Raw genomic sequence first — 15,596 nt, forward strand, 5'->3', positions numbered from 1 at the left:
ACCGTTGACTTCAATCCCCGTTGAGGTCCGAGGCTTGAGCCCATGTCGACCGCCACCGCCGTACCGCCGGCCCCGCCCGCATACCTCTGGTCGCCGCGGCTGCGGGCGATGACCGTGGGCAGCGTCGCCCTGGTGTCGCTGCTCGCCTTCGAGGCCCTGGCGGTGGGCACCGCGATGCCCACGGTCGCCCGCACCCTGGACGGGCTCGGCCTCTACGCCCTCGCCTTCGGCGGCCCGTTCGCCTCCGGGGTGGTGGCCATGGTCGCCTCCGGCATCTGGTGCGACGCGCGCGGCCCACGCCCCGCCATGTGGCACGGCGTGGGGTGGTTCGTGGTGGGCCTGGTGGTGGCGGGCGCCGCGCCCACCATGGAGGTACTGGTCGTCGGGCGGGTCGTGCAGGGCTTCGGCTCGGGCCTGCTCTCCGTGGCGCTCTACGTGATCGTCGCGCAGGCGTACCCGGAGGAGTTGCGGCGGCGGGTGTTCGCCGCGTTCGCCGCCGCCTGGGTGGTCCCGTCGCTGGTCGGTCCGGCCGTGGCCGGGCTGATCGTCGAGCACCTGGGATGGCGCTGGGTGTTCCTCGCGGTGCCGGCGGTCGCGGTGCCGGCGGTGCTGCTGATCCAGCCGGGGCTGCGGGCGTTGGGGACGACCGCCCCGACCCGGCCGCCGGCCGGCGCGCTGGCCCGGATCGGCTGGGCCTGCGGGGCGGGGGCGAGCGCCGCACTGCTGCACTACGGGGGGCAGCAGCGCGGCGCGCTCGCCGCCGGGCTGATCGGCGTGGCGCTGGTCGGGCTGCTGGCCTGCGTGCCGCGGCTGCTGCCGGCCGGGTTCCTGCGGGCCGCGCGCGGGCTGCCGGCCGTGATCGGGCTGCGTGGCCTGGCCTCGGCGGCGTTCGCCGGGGCCGAGGTGGTGATCCCGCTGATGCTGTCCCGGGAGCGGGGCTTCTCGCCGACGGCGGCCGGGCTGGTGCTGACGGTCGGCGCGCTCTCCTGGTCGGTGGGCTCCTGGATTCAGGGCCGGATCGCCGCGCCGCGGTCCGCCGCCACCCTGCCCCGGACCGGCCTGGCCTGCATCGCCGTCGGCACGGCCGGCGTCGCGGTGGCCCTCCTGCCGGCCCTGCCGGTGGCGCTCGCGGTGCTGGCCTGGGCGGTCGCCGGACTCGGCATGGGGCTGCTCTACCCGTCCCTGTCGGTGCTCACCCTGGACCTGTCCGCCCCCGCCGAGCAGGGCCGGAACAGCTCGGCGCTGCAACTGGGCGACTCGCTCTCCGCCGCCACCGTGCTGGCGCTGACCGGGGCCGTGCTGGCTGCCGGGTCGGCTCCCGGCCGGGCGAGCTACGCGACCACGCTGGCCGTGGCGGCCGGCTGCGGGCTGCTCGGCGTGCTGCTCGCCGGGCGGGTGGTGCGCCGGCCGGTCGCGACCGCCTGACCACCGGATCCGCCCGCGCCACCCCGGCCCGGGGACGCAGGATCGGGGGTACGGGGGCCGGAGGTCACGATCCGGCCCGCCGTCCCGTCCGGTGGAAGGACGCGGGAGAGGAGCGACGATGCGGGTGCTGGTGACCGGGGCGACCGGACGGCTCGGGCGGGTGGCGCTGCCCCGGCTGCGCGACGAGGGGCACACCGTGCGCGCGGTGAGCCGCCGGCCCCGGCGCGACGCCGATGTGGAGTGGGTGGCGGCCGACCTGGCCACCGGTGAGGGGCTGGCCGCGGCGGTCGACGGGGTCGAGGCCGTGCTGCACCTGGCCTCCTCGCCCAACCGGCGTACCCACGAGATCGACGTGCTGGGCACTCGCCGGCTGGTGCTGGCCGCCGGGCATGCCGGGGTGGGCCACCTTGTCTACGTCTCGATCGTCGGCGTCGACCGCGTGCCGCTCGGCTACTACCGGCACAAGCTGGCGGCCGAGCAGGTGGTGGCGGCCGGGCCGGTGCCGTGGAGCGTGCTGCGGGCGACGCAGTTCCCCGAGTTCCTGGACGAGTTGCTGCGGTCCGCGAGCCGGCTCGGCCCGGTGCTCGGGGATCGGGCGGTGCTCGCCCAGCCGGTCGACGCCGGTGAGGTGGCGGGCCGGCTCGCCGCGATGCTGGCCGCCGGCCCGTCGCGCCGGATCGAGGAGTTCGGCGGCCCGGAGGTGCTCCGCTACGACGAGGCGGTCCGCGCCTGGCGCGCGGCGAGAGGATCGCGGCGGCCGCTGCTGCCGGTCCGGATCCCGGGGCGGCTCGGCCGCGAGTTGCGCGCCGGCGGGCTCACCACCACCGCCACCCCGACCGGCACCCGCACCTGGGCCGACCACCTGGCCGACACGTACGGGGGAACCGGCCGGAGATGAAACCTTCTGCGGTTCCGGGCCGCCCTACCGTGGCCGCATGTTGGTCTTCGTCACCACCGTGATCCTGTACGTCTTCGGCTTCGTCTTCCTCTACGGCGTGATCCGGCTCGGTGTCCGGCACGGCATCGAGGACGTGGAGACCCACCGCGCGCAGCAGGTGCGGGCCGAGGAGTTGGCCACCCACCAGGACCGCACCTTCGCCCGCGAGAACGCCTTCCTCACCGGCAGCTGAGCCCCGTCCGGTCGTCCGGCGTACGGGCCGGTCGGGACGTCGGCGAGCGGTGCCGCCCGGCGGGTGCGAAGATCGCACCCGTGATGGGGACGCTGAAGACCGAGCCCGCCCGGACCCGACTGGACCTGCTGGCCGCGCCGGTCGCCGCGGCGATCGAGCGGTGGCCGGACGAGGCTCCCGTGGACGTGGACGACGTGCTGGTCGCCCCGATCGACGCCGAGCTGGCCGACACGGCGGCGTTCTGCGCGGCGTACGAGGTGGGGCTGGAGGAGTCGGCAAACTGCGTGGTGGTCGCCGGCAAGCGGGGCGGCGAGACGCGGTACGCGGCCTGCATGGTGCTCGCCACCACCCGGGCCGACGTGAACGGCGTGGTCCGCCGGCTGCTCGACGTGCGCAAGGCGAGCTTCGCGCCGATGGCCGACGCGGTCGAGCTGACCGGGATGGAGTACGGCGGGATCACCCCGATCGGGCTCCCCGAGGACTGGCCGATCTTCGTCGACTCGCGGGTGATCGCCATGCCGCACGTCATCATCGGGTCCGGCGTACGGCACAGCAAGATCGCGTTGCCCGGGCCCGCGCTCGGCGCGCTGCCCGGGGCAACGGTGGTGGAGGACCTGGCCCGGCCGGCCTAGGTCATCACTCGCATCGATCTTGTTCCACGTGAAACATCACGCGGCAGCTTCACGCTGCGCCACCTCGTGCAGGGCGGCGAGCAGGGTCTCCGGCTCCTGGGCGCCGGTCACGGCGTACTTCCCGGCCAGCACGAAGGTCGGCACGCTGGAGACGCCGAGCTGGTGCGCGGCGCTCAGGTCCGCAGCCACCTCCCGGCGGCCGAGGTTCGACTCCAGGTAGTCCCGGGCCTCGGTCTCGTCCAGGCCCACCTCGGCGGCGAGCTTGACCAGCGCGTCGGTCGACCCGACGTCGATCCCGTCCTGGAAGTGCGCCCGGTAGAGCCGCTCGACCAGCTCGGCGGCCCGGCCCCGCTCGGTCGCGAACCGGACCAGCCGGTGCGCCTCGAAGGTGTTCGCGGCCACCGCGCGGTCGAAGCGCATGTCGATCCCCGCGCCCTTGGCGACCTGGGTGACGTGGGCGGCCATGCCCTCGGCCTTGTCGCGACCGCCGAACTTCGCGCCCAGCGCCTCGATGAGCGGCTTCGGCTCGGTAACCGGCGTCGGGTCGAGCTGGAACGGCCGGAACCGCACGGTCACCTCGCCGTCGTAGCTCGCCAGGGCCTGCTCCAGGCGGCGCTTGCCGATCCAGCACCAGGGGCAGACGACGTCGGCGTAGATCTCGATCTCCATGACCAGCGACAACCCGTCGATCAGGAGATCTGTTCCCGGACCTGGCGCTTCAGCCGGGCCAGGATGGCGGTGCCGCCGCGGATCCGCAGCGGGCTGATCGCCTGCGCCAGGCCCATCCGCTGGTAGAGGTCGTCCGGCACGGCCAGCACCTCCTCGGCGCTGGCTCCGGCCAGCCCCTCGGCGAGGATGCCGGCGAACGCCCGCGTGGTCGGTGCCTCCGGCGGGCAGTCGAAGATCGTGCTCACCGTCTTGTCCGGGTTGACCTCGGCGCGCAGGAAGAACGCCGTCTGGCACTCCGGCACCTGCTCCAGGTCGCCCCGATCGACACCCTCGGGCAGCGGCGGGATCACGTCGGAGAACTCCAGCAGCATCTCCAGCACCACGTCGCGCGGGGCGGCGGCGAACTCGTCGACGATCTCGGCCAGCTTGCTCGGCATCTCGGACATGACCGCCAGGCTACCGCCGGTGACCCGGCGCCCTCCGGGGTCGGCCGGGAGGGCACCGGGTCGGGCGGGTCACACGTTCGGGGCGGCCTCGCTGATGTCGCTCAGCGCGGAGTTCGGGTCCAGTTGCATGGCCAGGTCGCCGAGGGAGACGATGCCCACCAGCTTGCGCTCGTTGTCGCAGACCAGCACCCGCCGGATGTTGCGCTCGCGCATCAGCGCGGCCGCCTCGCCCGCGGTGCAGTGCTGCTCGATCATCACCACCTCGCGGGTGATGATCGAACCGATCGTGGTGCTCGACGGGTCGGCCCGCTCGGCCACCGCCCGGACCACGATGTCGCGGTCGGTCAGCACGCCGGCGAGGGTGGCCCCGTCGGTGACCACCACATCGCCGATGTCGGACTCCTTCATCACCCTGGCCGCCTCGTCCAGGGGAGTCTCCGCGGGCAGGTAGACCACCTGCTTGGTCATCACGTCACTGACCCGGTACATGAGAGCCTCCGAAACACCTTGGTCGATCCGTCTGCGGTACCCCGTGGTGCGTCCGCTACACCACGTCGCGGCGCGTCCCGCGCGCCTCGTCGAGCAGGCGCTCGACGAGGCCGTCCACCGGCAGCTCGATCCGCTCGCCGGAGGCCCGGTCGCGCAGCTCGACGTACCCCTCGGCCAGTCGGCGGCCGACCACGACGGCGCGCGGGATGCCGATCAGCTCGGCGTCGGTGAACTTCACCCCGGCCGAGACGTGGGTGCGGTCGTCGACCAGCACCCGCAGGCCGGCCGCGGAGAGGCGTCCGCCGAGTTCCAGCGCCGCGTCGAGCTGCGGACCCTTTCCGGCCGCCACCAGGTGTACGTCGCACGGCGCGACCTCGGCCGGCCACACCAGCCCCCGGTCGTCGTGGTGCTGCTCGGCCACCGACGCGACGGCCCGGGAGACGCCGATGCCGTAGCAGCCCATGGTGGGCCGGACCGGCTTGCCCTCCCGGCCGAGCACGTCGACCGCGAAGGCGTCGGTGAACCGGCGGCCGAGCTGGAAGATGTGCCCCACCTCGATGCCCCGCCGCATGGTCAGCTCGCCGTCGTCGCAGGCCGGGCAGGGGTCGCCCGGCCGCACCTCGGCCGCCTCGATGGTGCCGTCCGGCACGAAGTCCCGCCCGCACACCACGTCGGTGGCGTGCCGGCCTGGCTCGTTCGCCCCGGTCAACCAGGCGGTGCCGGTGACCACCCGCGGGTCGACCAGGTAGCGGACGGCGTGCTTGGCCAGGATCTGCGGCCCGATGTAACCGCGGACCAGCTCCGGATGCGCCGCCCAGTCCTCGAAGACCGCCACGGTGGCCGGGTGCAGCGCCGCCTCGACCCGCTTCAGGTCCACCTCGCGGTCGCCGGGCAGGCCGATCACCAGCAGCTCCGCCTGCTCGACACCGGGCCGGCGCACGGCCAGCACCACGTTCTTCAACGTGTCGGCGGCGGTCCAGCCGGTCCGGCCGGCGAGCGCGCGGGCGTTGGCCAGGTCGACCAGGGACGCGATGGTCGGCGTCTCCGGGGTGTCGTGCACCTCCATGGCCGGCTGGGCCTCCGGGTCGCCGGCCGCCGGCGCGCGGGTCACCACGGCTTCCGTGTTGGCGGCGTAGTCGCAGGTGGTGCAGCCGACGTAGGTGTCCTCGCCGACCGGGGTGGCGGCCAGGAACTCCTCGGACGCCGAGCCGCCCATCGCCCCGGACATCGCGTGCACCACGGTGAAGTCCAGCCCGAGCCGGGTGAAGATCCGCTGGTACGCGTCACGGTGCCGGTCGTAGGCGGCCTGGAGCCCCGCCTCGTCGAGGTCGAAGGAGTAGGCGTCCTTCATCAGGAACTCGCGCCCGCGCAGCAGCCCGGCCCGGGGCCGGGCCTCGTCCCGGAACTTCGTCTGGATCTGGAAGAGCGTCACCGGGAAGTCCCGGTACGAGCTGAACAGGTCCTTCACCAGCAGCGCGGCCATCTCCTCGTGGGTCGGGGCGAGCAGGTGCTCGGCGCCCTTCCGGTCTTCGAGGGTGAAGATGTCGTCGCCGTACTCCGTCCACCGCCCGCTGGCCCGGTACGGCTCGGCCGGCAGCAGCGCCGGGAAGTGCACCTCCTGGTCGCCGATCGCCGCCATCTCGGCGCGGACGATCTCGGTGACCCGGTCCAGCACCAGCTTGCCCAGCGGCAGCCAGGTGTAGCCGCCCGGGGCGGCGCGGCGTACGTAGCCGGCGCGGAGCAGGAGCCGGTGGCTCGGCACCTCGGCGTCGGCCGGGTCCTCGCGCAGGGTCCGGAGCAGCAGAGTCGACATGCGCAGCAGCATTGAGGCAGCGTACGGCGGGTCGGGCCGGCGGGCGATCGGATTCGCCCCGTGCCGGTGGACGGTCCGGGGTGGAGGACGCCGTGGTGGGGGTAGGAGAGGGGGATGGATGAGAGGCCCCGGCTGACGATGACGGCGACCGTGCTGGACGCGCCAGATGCCCGGGAGCTGGCCGGTTTCTACGAACGGCTGCTCGGGTGGTCACGCCGGGAGGACGAGCCGGACTGGGTCACCCTGGTCGCGCCCGAGGGCGGAGCCGGGCTGTCGTTCCAGACCGAGCCGGCGTACGTGCGGCCGGTCTGGCCCGCCGGCCCGGGCGAGCCGCGGATGATGGCACACCTCGACATCCAGGTCGACGACCTCGACGCGGCGTCGGCGTACGCCGTGTCCGTGGGGGCCACCGTGGCGGACTTCCAGCCCCAGGACGACGTGCGCGTCCACCTCGACCCGGCCGGCCACCCGTTCTGCCTGTACCTCTGAGTCGCGTCGGTCGTCTGGCCGCTGTGGGTGCGTCTGTTGCTGCCCCGACGACAACAACCGCACCCAGAGGATCAGCTAGCCCCGTCGGCGAGACCGCCGTGCCGCCCACACGCCGCCCGCGACAGCCGCCGCCGTGGGCAACAGGCAGCACAGGGCAAGGACGAGCAGGTGCCACGGCTTGATCGCTCCCATGGCGTGAGCATAGGGCGATTTCTCTCGACGCCTTGTCGGGGAACCGACTTACAAGATCACCAGCGTGCCCAGGAGTCAGCGGCGCCTGGCGTGGATGATGAAGGCGCGCCAGGCGTCGGGGGTGAACGTGAGGACCGGGCCGGTGGGGTCCTTGCTGTCACGGACGCCGACCACTCCGGCCAGGTTGTCGGCCACCTCGACACAGTCGCCCTGCGTGCCGCTACGGGTGGACTTTCGCCAGGCCGCGCCGGTCAGCTCCATGACGTCATCACTTCCTTCATCAGCTCCGTCGACTGCTGGCGAGAAAATGCCTCACTGCGCACGCTCTCCCACCTGGACAGCAGGATAGCCACATCCTCATCGTTGTCGACGACTACGCCACCGAGCTGGTTCTCCAGGTGACCGACCCAGCCGCCGTCGTTTCCACGGGCCAGCGCGAAGGGCCCGACCAGACCGACGTGAACGGCGACCTCTGTCGGGACGACGTGGATGTGAATGTGTGGCCGCCCGCCGCACTCGATGAGGTGCGCGATCTGCTCAACCATGAGCCCCTGGAAACCTTCGCCCGCGCGCCGAAGGACCGACTCCTCAATGACGGCGACGTACTTGGGGTGGTCCGCACTGAAGAGAATGGACTGTCGGTCCAGCCGGACGGCGAGCCGCCTCTCCACCTCGTCGTCACTGATCATGTCGTCCGTGCGGATCATTGCCCGGGCATAGTTCTCGGTCTGTAGCAGCCCTGGAACCAGAGTGGGCTGGTAGGTCCGCAACTGCTGCGCCTGGCGTTCCGCTTCCAGCCAGGGGCGGAACCAGCTCGGCTGGCCGTCGCGTTCCGCCAGCTTGAGCAGCGACGTCAGCAGGCCGCCGGTGCCCAGCACCTCGTCGGCCCGTTTCAGAAAGAACCGGTCCAGCGGTCGCTGGCCCAGCTCGACCGCCGACACCTGCGACCCGGAGAAGTGGACCAGCTTCCCGAACTCCTCCTGGCTCAGCTCGGCCTTCAACCGCAGCCGCCGGAGCTGGGCCCGGATCAGCTCCGCGGTCGGTTCGCTCTCCACACTTCCTCCCCGATTTCCCGACGCCTCCCTGGCGTCGCCGTGCGCCGGCGAGCGCCGACGGGAGGTCGCCACGAACCGCCTCGACGGCTTCCGAGCGTAGTCGTGTCCTCAGCAGACTGTCACCCAGCGAGCCGCCTCCCGTCCGGCCCGCTGCGGGGGCCGCCCCCTGATCCCCCGAAGCGCCGGGGGCGATCCCCACCCCCGTACCGGAGAAGGAAGTCGCCATGAGCCTCCCCGTGCCGCGCCTCGGGCCGTACCCCGATCGGCCGCGCCCCTATCCGCCGGACTGGCCGGCGCACCTGCCGATCCGGCCGCTCTGGCTGTGCCGGGCCTGCGGGCTGCCGTGGCCGTGCGCCCAGGCGCGTCTGCTGCTCAAGGTCGAGTACGCCGACCACCCCGTCGACCTGGCCGTCTACCTCTCCGGGCTGTACCACGAGGCGACCCACGACCTGTTCCGGCTGAACCCGCACGACGGGCCCACCCCGCGCGATCTGTTCGAGCGGTTCGTTGCCTGGGGGCCGTACCGGAAGGGCGTCGCTCAGAATCAGTGATCCCGCCGGCAACCATGGCGCGGTGGGGTGGCGTCTGGGAAGGCGTCACGATGATGCACCACCTGACCCCAAGGATCGGCTCGTGTGGACCCTCTCCTGAGTGAGTTCGACTCGTTCGTGCGAACCCGTACCCCCGCACTCCTGCGCTCGGCCTACCTGCTGACCGGTGACCAGCACCTGGCCGAGGACCTCGTCCAGTCCGCCCTGGCCCGGACGCACCGCTCGTGGAGCCGGCTGCACGACAGCGGCAACGCCGAGGCGTACACCCGCAAGATCATGTATCACCTGCAGGTCTCCTGGTGGCGGCGCCGCCGGGTGGCCGAGTCGATGCCGGGTGATGTGCCCGAGCCGCGCGGAGGCGACTCGGCTCCCGACCACGCCCAGCAGACCACGCTCCGGCTGACCCTCCGGGCCGCGCTGGCGAAGCTCTCCGCCAAACAGCGGGCCGTGCTGGTGCTGCGGTTCTTCGAGGACCGCACCGAGTCCGAGGCCGCCGACCTGCTCGGCGTCACCGTCGGCACCGTCAAGAGCCAGACCTCGAAGGCCCTGGCCAAGTTGCGCACCGTCGCCCCGGAACTCGCCCAGCTCTACGTCACGGAAGGAAGCGCCCGATGAACCAGGACCGCCTTCGACTCGACCTGGCCGGGCTGGCCGAGGAGGTCACCCCGGTCGACCTGCGGGACCGGGCCCTGCGTACGTCCCGCCGGCTCGGCATCCAGCGGGCCGTCGCCACCTCGGCCGCCGCCCTCGTGGTGCTGGCCGCCGCGACCGGGACCGCCCTCGCGATCCGCCCGAACGGCCAGGGGCCGGCACCCGCCCCCGCCGGCCCGTCGGTGACCAGCACCTGGCCCCCGGTCGAGGTCACCCCGACGCCGTCGCCGTCGCCGTCGGACAGCGCCTCGCCGAGCGGTTCGCCGGTGAAGCCGGCGTCCGTTCTCACCGGCACCCGCTACTACCTGGAGGCCCCGGCGTCCACCAGGGCCCGGATCCACGCCGTCCGCGGCAGTTCGGACCAGGTGGTCTACCAGATTCCGTCCGCCCCCACCGGGTGCGAGTCCAACACCATCACCGTCTCTCCGGACGGGAAGCGGGTGGCCTGGGTGCAGGACAGCACCGACGGCGGCACCAGTGGTGTGCTCCTGGCCGGCACGATCGGAAAGCCGGGCTCGACGAAGCTCCTGGAGGACGTCAACTGCCTCGGTGCCCGCCCACTGGTGTGGAAGGGCGGTGACCTGCTGATGGTGCACAAGAAGACCCAGGAGTCGGTGCTGTTCGACCTGGCGGCCAACAAGCGGGTGGACGGTGACCCGGGCCAGGAGACCGACCGGTGCTGGTCGGCCGACGGCAGGTGGCTGGCCGCGATGGGGGAGGGAAACAAGCCGTACGTCAGCGACGGGACACAGTCGCGGCTTTACTCCTACACGCCGCCGAAGGACGAGGCCGCGCACTGGGACGGCTGGCGGGCCCAGAGCGTTTCGATGGACGGCCGGTACGTGGCAGTCGGCTGGCAGCCCACCGACGTGTCCCGCGAGGACGGCAGTTTCGCGGTGGTCGACACCACCACGAGCAAGGTGGTGAACCTGCCGGGTAAGGGCGACATCTGGAGCATCCTGTTCACCGTCGACAACAAGGTGATCGTCACGCGGAGGACCGGCATCAGCGTCCTGGACAGCACCTTCGCGCCGCTCGGCACGGTCACCAAGCCCACCACCTCAGGGGTGCTGCTGGCGTACGTGCCCTGAACCGTCGACCACGGTTCCACGACGGCAACCCTCCCTTGAGAAATGCGACTGAGCAGGGGCGGACCAACGGTGGTCCGCCCCTGCTCAGCGCAGCACGGTGATCGCCCGGTCGGCCACGACGTGCTTCCAGGGCACGATGACCACGACCCCGTCCCGCTCGAGGACCTTGGCCTCCTCGCCCTCGAAGCCGGCCGAGAGCGGCCCCTTCGCCACCGGGCTGACCTTGCCGGTGGCGGGGTCGATACGCACCAGCCGCGGCGGCAGCTTCCGCCGGTCGCCGGTCTCCCATGCCAGCAGGCCCTGCTCGTCCCGGCGGATCAGCTCGACCTTGCTGGCGCTGTGCCCGGAGGAGATCCAGCGCCGCTTGCCGGTGGCCAGGTCGATGGCGATGATCTGGTTCGCCGACCGGCCCGAGTTCGGCACGTTCTTCGGGAACGTCGGGTAGTAGAGCGTCTCGTCGTCGCCGAGGCACTGGTAGACGGCCGGACCGTCGATCGCGTTGGACCGGTTGGGCGGCACGTCCCACAGTTCGGTGCCGTCGATCGGGTCGGTGAACGAGGCCGTCTCCCGGCCGGTCTTCGGGTCCCGCACCGTGTAGCTCTCGTGCCCCAGCCCGGGCAGGCTGATCAGCGGCCGCACGCTCAGCACCCCGTCGGTGACTTTCGCCTCGGGCAGCCGCTGCCGCCAGCGCACCTTGCCGGTGGCCGGGTCGAGGGCGTCCACCTCACCGCCCGTGGAGCAGCCGTAGGTGACGACGACCAGGTCCCCGGCGGCCCGCATGTCCTTGAATCCGCAGTCCCGGCCGGGTAGCAGCTTCTCCCCGGTGGTGCGCCACAACTGCTTCCCGTCGGCGAGGGAGAACCCGATCATGGTGTCGCCGGAGCGGACGATCACCTGCTGGCCGGCGACGGAGAGGTCGGGCGCGGCCAGCGCGTCCCGGCCCTCGCGGACCGGCGCCGGGAACTTCGCCTGCCAGGTCAGCTTGCCGCTGCTCAGGTCGAAACCGGCGACCGTGTTGCAGGACTGCTCGGAGCCGGCCGCCACCGCGCCCCGGCCCTCGGTCACCGCCTGCGCCGCGACGCAGAGCGAGGTGCCCTCCGGCGCGGGCGCGCCCCACGCCTGCCCGCCGTCGGAGAGCCGGTAGGCGAGCAGCCCGTCCCCCTGGGCCCGGACCACCGTGTCACCGGCCAGCCAGGCGCCGAACATGTCCTGCTGGTCGTAGGTGGTCAGGCCGGTGTCCTGCCGCTCGGGGAAGTCCAGCACCCAGGCGGTCTTCAGCTCGTCGTCGTCGCCCGCGCCGCCGCCGACCAGCCGGGAGACTCCCCAGGCGGTGCCGGCGCCGACGGCCAGCACGGCCACCAGACCACCCGCGATGAGCAGCGCCAGGCGCCCGCGCCGCCCGGGTGCCGCCGGCGGGGGCGGTGCCGCCCCGGGCCAACCCTGCGGCGGGTACGCCGGCTGACCGGCCGCCGGGTACGCCGGGTGGCCGGCCACCGGGTACGCCGGCTGACCGGCCTGCGGGACCGGCGCCCAGCCCGGGTGCCCGCCCTGCGTCGGTGGAGCCTGCGGCAGCTGCGTCCAGCCCGGCTGCGGGGCCTGGGGCGCCCCTCCCGCCGGGACCTGTGGTGCGGCCGGCGGCGGGACCTGCGCCCCGGCCTGTGTCGGGTACTGGGGCTGCGGCGGGGCCGGCCAGCCACCCGACGTTCCGGGCTGCGGCTGCCACGGGGACTGCGGGGTCGTCATCGTTCGCTCCTCGGATTCCCGTTCACCGCGCCTGCGCCCGCACGTACGCCGCCCAGCCGGACTGGAACTGGGCCAGCGGGACGCCGAGCGCCTGCTGGCTGGCCTGGTCGGCGGTGGCGCCCTGGTAGCGGGCGGTCACGAACCGGAACAGCTTCTGCTCGCCGTACTTCTCCGCCAGGTGGGTCATCGCCGCGTGCCCGAGCCAGTAGTGGAAGCTGAGCCGCCCCGGCGAGTCCCAGTCGACGTTGCCCGGCAGCGTGCCGTCCCAGTCGCCGGAGCGGACGAGCGACCGGGCCTGGGCGGTGCGGCCGCTGGAGCTCAGCGGCTCGCCCCGGTGGGCCAGGTACTCGGCGAAGCCCTCCACGATCCAGTTCTCGATGCCGTCGAAGAAGTCCTGCTTGTCGGCGTCCTCCAGGCTGGCGACCAGCGAGTGGCCCACCTCGTGCCGGAAGATCTCCCGAGGCCCGCGCCGGTCGCCGGGGGCGAAGAACGACCGGTCGGCCACGTCGATCACGATCCGGCTGCCGCCGATGTCGACGCCCTTCTGCCGCTCGGTGGAGACCATGCCGATCGAGACGCCGGCCTCGGTGGTCTCCTCCTTGTTGATCCGGTAGAGCGAGCCGAGGTCGGGCTTGCCCTTGACCAGGCTGATGACGAAGCCCTTCGGGATGTTCGCGCTGACCCCGCCGGCCTGCCAGGCGGCGAAGTCGTCGGCCACGGCCGCCTCGGCGACCGGCGCGTACCGCTTCGCCTCGGGGGCCAGGGCGGCGTCGGTGATGACCAGGGTGTGCGCGGTGCGCTCGACGTGGATGTCGCGCCACTTGTCCCAGGGGCCGGGGTAGTAGACGGTCTTCGAGTTGCCCAGCGCGGCGGGCGCCCCGGTGACGGCGGTGACCTTGAGCGGCGCGCCCTGGCTCTCCCGGACGACGGTCCAGCGGTACCACTCGGCGACCGGGGTGAGGTCGTACCCCTCGAACTGGTGCACGAAGGACACGTCGAGCTGGAAGCTGACCCCCCGGCCGAAGCTGTCGGTGGTCCGGCCCTGCTGGGCGACGGTGCGGTACTGGCCGACCGCCAGCGGCAGCTTGCCCAGGTTGGTGAAGAGCCGGGTCTGCCCGGCGACCAGGTCCTTGCGGGCCGGGTCGAAGGGGGCCAGGTAGCCCTTGAGGTCCTTGTCGGCGAGGGCCTTGCTGTGCCGGGCCAGCAGGTCGTCCAACTCCTGCTGGGTGACGGTCACCCCGTTGGCCACGGCGGCGGCCTTCGGGGCCGCGTCCTCGCCGCGGTTGCTCAGCCCGACACCCACGCCGATCGCCGTGCCGGCGCAGAGGGTCAACACCAGCACCCCGGCGCCGAGCCCGATCCAGAGGCCGCGCCGGGACTTCGGCCGCGGCGGCGGGGCCGGCGGGTACGGCCCGAACCCCGGCTGCCCCGGCCCGCCCGGGTACGCCCCCGGCGGCCCGTAGCCGGGTGCGGCGGGAAAGCCCGGCGGTGCGGCCGGGTACGCCTGGCCCGGCGGGTGCGGCTGACCGGCGCCCGGGTGGGCGGCCGGGTGTCCCTGGGTCATGCGTGCCTCGTTCGCGCCGTCGGTGACCAGCCGCAGCGGCGGGCGCCTCCCGCCCCCGGACCGGATGACGGGCAACATCATCCATAATCCGGCGGACGGTTTCTGCCCCGGACCCATCAAGTGGGACATTTGTCCCGATGACTCCGCTCACGGTCGCCGCCCGATGACCTCCGCCACGTCCCGTGCGGGGGTCGGGCGGTGAGCGGGCGGTCGGTGCGAGACTGGCCGACGGCTTTGCCGGGTCAGTCAGAGGGAGGCGCAGTGCGCTGGCGCAGCTTCGTGGCGGTGGGCGACAGCTTCACCGAGGGCATGGACGACGCGTATCCGGACGGCACCTACCGGGGCTGGGCCGACCTGGTCGCCACCCGGCTCGCCGCCGAGGCCGGCCCGGACTTCGGGTACGCGAACCTGGCCATCCGGGGGCGGCTGTTCCCGAACGTCGTGGCCGAGCAGGTGCCGGCCGCGCTGGCCATGAAGCCCGACCTGATCAGCTTCGCGGCCGGCGGCAACGACGTGCTGCGCCGTACCTTCGATCCGGACGCCTTCGTGCCGCGCTTCGACGCGGTGGTCGGCCGGCTGCGCTCCGGCGGCGCCGACGTGGTGCTGTTCCGGTTCGCCGACGTCATGGCCCGACTGCCCGGGCAGCGGCTGGTGGCTCCCCGGGTGGCCCTGCTCAACCGGGTGGTCGGCGAGGTCGCCGAGCGGCACGGCGCCATCCTGGTCGACCTGTACGCCGACGACGCCTACCTCAACCCGATGCTCTGGAGCACCGACCGGCTGCACCTGTCGGCGTCCGGGCACCGGAGGGTGGCCGGGCAGGTGCTCACCGCGCTCGGCGTGGGCTGCGACGAGGAGTGGCTGATGGTGCCGCCGCACCCCGCCCCCACCCCCTGGCTGGCCGCCCGGGCGGCCGACCTGCGCTGGGCCGGCCAGCACCTGGCCCCGTGGATCAAGCGCCGGCTGACCGGCCGCTCCTCCGGCGACTTCGTCACCGCCAAGCGGCCGGTGCTCGGGCCGATCACCCTCGACTGACGGTGCGGACCCTGCACGCCGCGTCCCTGCTGCGGCTCACCCTCGACGACGAGCCCCGGCCGGGTCACGCCGTCCTGGTGACCGGCGACCGGGTCGAGGCCGTCGCGCCGCTGGCAGAGCTGACCGGGGCGTACCCGGAGGTGCGGGTGCGTCGGTGGGCCGGCACCCTCGGGCCGGCGCTGGTGCACGACGGGCCGCTGCCGCCCGCGCCGACCCCGCGCGAGCGGGTGCACGCCCTGTTCCGGCTCGGTGCCGCCGCGGTGCTCGCCGACCACGTCGCCGACCCGGCACTGCGGGCCGCCGCCGCGCGGAACGAGGTGGCGGTGCTCGCCGCCGCCCGGCCGCCGGCGCTGGTGGTCGGTGGCCGGGCCGACCTGGCCGTCTTCGGCGCCGACGGCTCCTGCCTGGCCACGGTGGTGGCCGGCCGGCTGGTGCACCGCCGCGCCTGACGGGGGGCACGCCTGACCGGACCACCGCCGCCCCGGCCCAACGGGTGAATCTCCGCGACGGCAGGTCCAATGTGGGATGCCGCGTCGGAATCGGGATCGCCGAATGTCTTCCCCGCTGGATAACATCCGCTGCCCCCGGCGATCGTGCCCGGGGTCGAAATCGGGGAAAGGTGGA

Annotated in this window: 18 protein-coding genes; 10 read left to right on the forward strand and 8 right to left on the reverse strand. The window is 73.4% G+C overall.

What is annotated here, in order from left to right:
• The first annotated feature begins 42 nt into the window (after positions 1-42).
• The 4 genes from IEY96_RS26505 to IEY96_RS26520 all read left to right on the forward strand — a co-directional run bounded on the left by IEY96_RS26505 (position 43) and on the right by IEY96_RS26520 (position 3,187).
• The gene (locus IEY96_RS26505; RefSeq protein ID WP_189197520.1) at positions 43-1,425 is read left to right on the forward strand and encodes an MFS transporter; all 1,383 of its coding nucleotides are present in this window, start codon (positions 43-45) and stop codon (positions 1,423-1,425) included.
• Positions 1,426-1,543: 118 nt separating this feature from the next.
• Entirely contained in the window at positions 1,544-2,323 is a 780-nt protein-coding gene (locus tag IEY96_RS26510) for an SDR family oxidoreductase (RefSeq protein WP_189197521.1), read from the forward strand.
• Between the two features lie 37 nt (positions 2,324-2,360).
• Positions 2,361-2,555: a hypothetical protein gene (locus IEY96_RS26515; protein WP_189197522.1), complete on the forward strand. Its 195-nt coding sequence runs from the start codon at positions 2,361-2,363 to the stop codon at positions 2,553-2,555.
• 83 nt (positions 2,556-2,638) lie between these two features.
• A complete protein-coding gene (locus IEY96_RS26520; protein WP_189197580.1) occupies positions 2,639-3,187 on the forward strand; it encodes a YbaK/EbsC family protein in 549 nt (182 codons plus the stop codon).
• A 36-nt stretch (positions 3,188-3,223) separates the two neighbouring features.
• On the opposite strand, the gene IEY96_RS26525 is transcribed toward IEY96_RS26520, so the two are convergent.
• The 4 genes from IEY96_RS26525 to IEY96_RS26540 all read right to left on the reverse strand — a co-directional run bounded on the left by IEY96_RS26525 (position 3,224) and on the right by IEY96_RS26540 (position 6,616).
• A complete protein-coding gene (locus tag IEY96_RS26525; protein WP_189197523.1) occupies positions 3,224-3,856 on the reverse strand; it encodes a DsbA family oxidoreductase in 633 nt (210 codons plus the stop codon).
• A 20-nt stretch (positions 3,857-3,876) separates the two neighbouring features.
• The gene (locus IEY96_RS26530) at positions 3,877-4,302 is read right to left on the reverse strand and encodes a SufE family protein (RefSeq protein ID WP_189197524.1); all 426 of its coding nucleotides are present in this window, start codon (positions 4,300-4,302) and stop codon (positions 3,877-3,879) included.
• A 69-nt stretch (positions 4,303-4,371) separates the two neighbouring features.
• The gene (locus IEY96_RS26535; protein ID WP_189197525.1) at positions 4,372-4,791 is read right to left on the reverse strand and encodes a CBS domain-containing protein; all 420 of its coding nucleotides are present in this window, start codon (positions 4,789-4,791) and stop codon (positions 4,372-4,374) included.
• Between the two features lie 55 nt (positions 4,792-4,846).
• Entirely contained in the window at positions 4,847-6,616 is a 1,770-nt protein-coding gene (locus tag IEY96_RS26540; protein WP_189197526.1) for a proline--tRNA ligase, read from the reverse strand.
• Positions 6,617-6,718: 102 nt separating this feature from the next.
• Between IEY96_RS26540 and IEY96_RS26545 the strand changes: the two genes are divergently transcribed.
• Positions 6,719-7,093, forward strand: coding sequence for a VOC family protein (locus IEY96_RS26545; protein WP_189197527.1), 375 nt, complete (start codon positions 6,719-6,721; stop codon positions 7,091-7,093).
• 267 nt (positions 7,094-7,360) lie between these two features.
• On the opposite strand, the gene IEY96_RS26550 is transcribed toward IEY96_RS26545, so the two are convergent.
• Both IEY96_RS26550 and IEY96_RS26555 read right to left on the reverse strand, forming a co-directional pair.
• Positions 7,361-7,546 carry a DUF397 domain-containing protein gene (locus IEY96_RS26550; protein ID WP_189197528.1) on the reverse strand — a complete coding sequence of 62 codons (186 nt, stop codon included), beginning with the start codon at positions 7,544-7,546 and terminating at the stop codon, positions 7,361-7,363.
• Complete coding sequence (locus tag IEY96_RS26555) at positions 7,537-8,340, reverse strand: helix-turn-helix domain-containing protein (RefSeq protein ID WP_189197529.1); 804 nt, start codon at positions 8,338-8,340, stop codon at positions 7,537-7,539. Before IEY96_RS26555 ends, IEY96_RS26550 begins: the two co-directional genes overlap by 10 nt.
• A 224-nt stretch (positions 8,341-8,564) precedes the next feature.
• On the opposite strand from IEY96_RS26555, the gene IEY96_RS26560 reads away from it, so the two are divergent.
• The 3 genes from IEY96_RS26560 (at position 8,565) to IEY96_RS26570 (ending at position 10,633) form a co-directional block, all read left to right on the forward strand.
• Positions 8,565-8,891, forward strand: coding sequence for a hypothetical protein (locus tag IEY96_RS26560; protein ID WP_189197530.1), 327 nt, complete (start codon positions 8,565-8,567; stop codon positions 8,889-8,891).
• 84 nt (positions 8,892-8,975) lie between these two features.
• Positions 8,976-9,506, forward strand: coding sequence for a SigE family RNA polymerase sigma factor (locus tag IEY96_RS26565; protein WP_189197531.1), 531 nt, complete (start codon positions 8,976-8,978; stop codon positions 9,504-9,506).
• Positions 9,503-10,633, forward strand: a complete 1,131-nt coding sequence (locus tag IEY96_RS26570; protein ID WP_189197532.1) for a TolB-like translocation protein — start codon at positions 9,503-9,505, stop codon at positions 10,631-10,633. Before IEY96_RS26565 ends, IEY96_RS26570 begins: the two co-directional genes overlap by 4 nt.
• An 84-nt stretch (positions 10,634-10,717) precedes the next feature.
• On the opposite strand, the gene IEY96_RS26575 is transcribed toward IEY96_RS26570, so the two are convergent.
• Positions 10,718-12,376, reverse strand: a complete 1,659-nt coding sequence (locus IEY96_RS26575; RefSeq protein WP_189197533.1) for an outer membrane protein assembly factor BamB family protein — start codon at positions 12,374-12,376, stop codon at positions 10,718-10,720.
• 22 nt (positions 12,377-12,398) lie between these two features.
• A complete protein-coding gene (locus IEY96_RS26580) occupies positions 12,399-13,940 on the reverse strand; it encodes a hypothetical protein (RefSeq protein ID WP_189197534.1) in 1,542 nt (513 codons plus the stop codon).
• Positions 13,941-14,201: 261 nt separating this feature from the next.
• Between IEY96_RS26580 and IEY96_RS26585 the strand changes: the two genes are divergently transcribed.
• Together IEY96_RS26585 and IEY96_RS26590 are read left to right on the forward strand one after the other, a co-directional pair.
• Positions 14,202-14,972: an SGNH/GDSL hydrolase family protein gene (locus IEY96_RS26585; RefSeq protein ID WP_189197535.1), complete on the forward strand. Its 771-nt coding sequence runs from the start codon at positions 14,202-14,204 to the stop codon at positions 14,970-14,972.
• A gap of 2 nt (positions 14,973-14,974) precedes the next feature.
• Entirely contained in the window at positions 14,975-15,421 is a 447-nt protein-coding gene (locus IEY96_RS26590) for an imidazolonepropionase-like domain-containing protein (RefSeq protein WP_189197536.1), read from the forward strand.
• Positions 15,422-15,596 lie beyond the last annotated feature (175 nt).

Source organism: Micromonospora fulviviridis, from assembly GCF_014648395.1.
Lineage (GTDB): Bacteria > Actinomycetota > Actinomycetes > Mycobacteriales > Micromonosporaceae > Micromonospora > Micromonospora fulviviridis.

Coding starts and splice junctions, on each gene's coding strand:
- IEY96_RS26575 (WP_189197533.1), bottom strand. CDS start 12,376: ATGACGACCCCGCAGTCCCCGTGGCAGCCGCAGCCCGGAACGTCGGGT.
- IEY96_RS26505 (WP_189197520.1), top strand. CDS start 43: ATGTCGACCGCCACCGCCGTACCGCCGGCCCCGCCCGCATACCTCTGG.
- IEY96_RS26520 (WP_189197580.1), top strand. CDS start 2,639: ATGGGGACGCTGAAGACCGAGCCCGCCCGGACCCGACTGGACCTGCTG.
- IEY96_RS26545 (WP_189197527.1), top strand. CDS start 6,719: ATGGATGAGAGGCCCCGGCTGACGATGACGGCGACCGTGCTGGACGCG.
- IEY96_RS26550 (WP_189197528.1), bottom strand. CDS start 7,546: ATGGAGCTGACCGGCGCGGCCTGGCGAAAGTCCACCCGTAGCGGCACG.
- IEY96_RS26510 (WP_189197521.1), top strand. CDS start 1,544: ATGCGGGTGCTGGTGACCGGGGCGACCGGACGGCTCGGGCGGGTGGCG.
- IEY96_RS26535 (WP_189197525.1), bottom strand. CDS start 4,791: ATGTACCGGGTCAGTGACGTGATGACCAAGCAGGTGGTCTACCTGCCC.
- IEY96_RS26570 (WP_189197532.1), top strand. CDS start 9,503: ATGAACCAGGACCGCCTTCGACTCGACCTGGCCGGGCTGGCCGAGGAG.
- IEY96_RS26580 (WP_189197534.1), bottom strand. CDS start 13,940: ATGACCCAGGGACACCCGGCCGCCCACCCGGGCGCCGGTCAGCCGCAC.
- IEY96_RS26530 (WP_189197524.1), bottom strand. CDS start 4,302: ATGTCCGAGATGCCGAGCAAGCTGGCCGAGATCGTCGACGAGTTCGCC.
- IEY96_RS26515 (WP_189197522.1), top strand. CDS start 2,361: ATGTTGGTCTTCGTCACCACCGTGATCCTGTACGTCTTCGGCTTCGTC.
- IEY96_RS26525 (WP_189197523.1), bottom strand. CDS start 3,856: ATGGAGATCGAGATCTACGCCGACGTCGTCTGCCCCTGGTGCTGGATC.
- IEY96_RS26560 (WP_189197530.1), top strand. CDS start 8,565: ATGAGCCTCCCCGTGCCGCGCCTCGGGCCGTACCCCGATCGGCCGCGC.
- IEY96_RS26540 (WP_189197526.1), bottom strand. CDS start 6,616: ATGCTGCTGCGCATGTCGACTCTGCTGCTCCGGACCCTGCGCGAGGAC.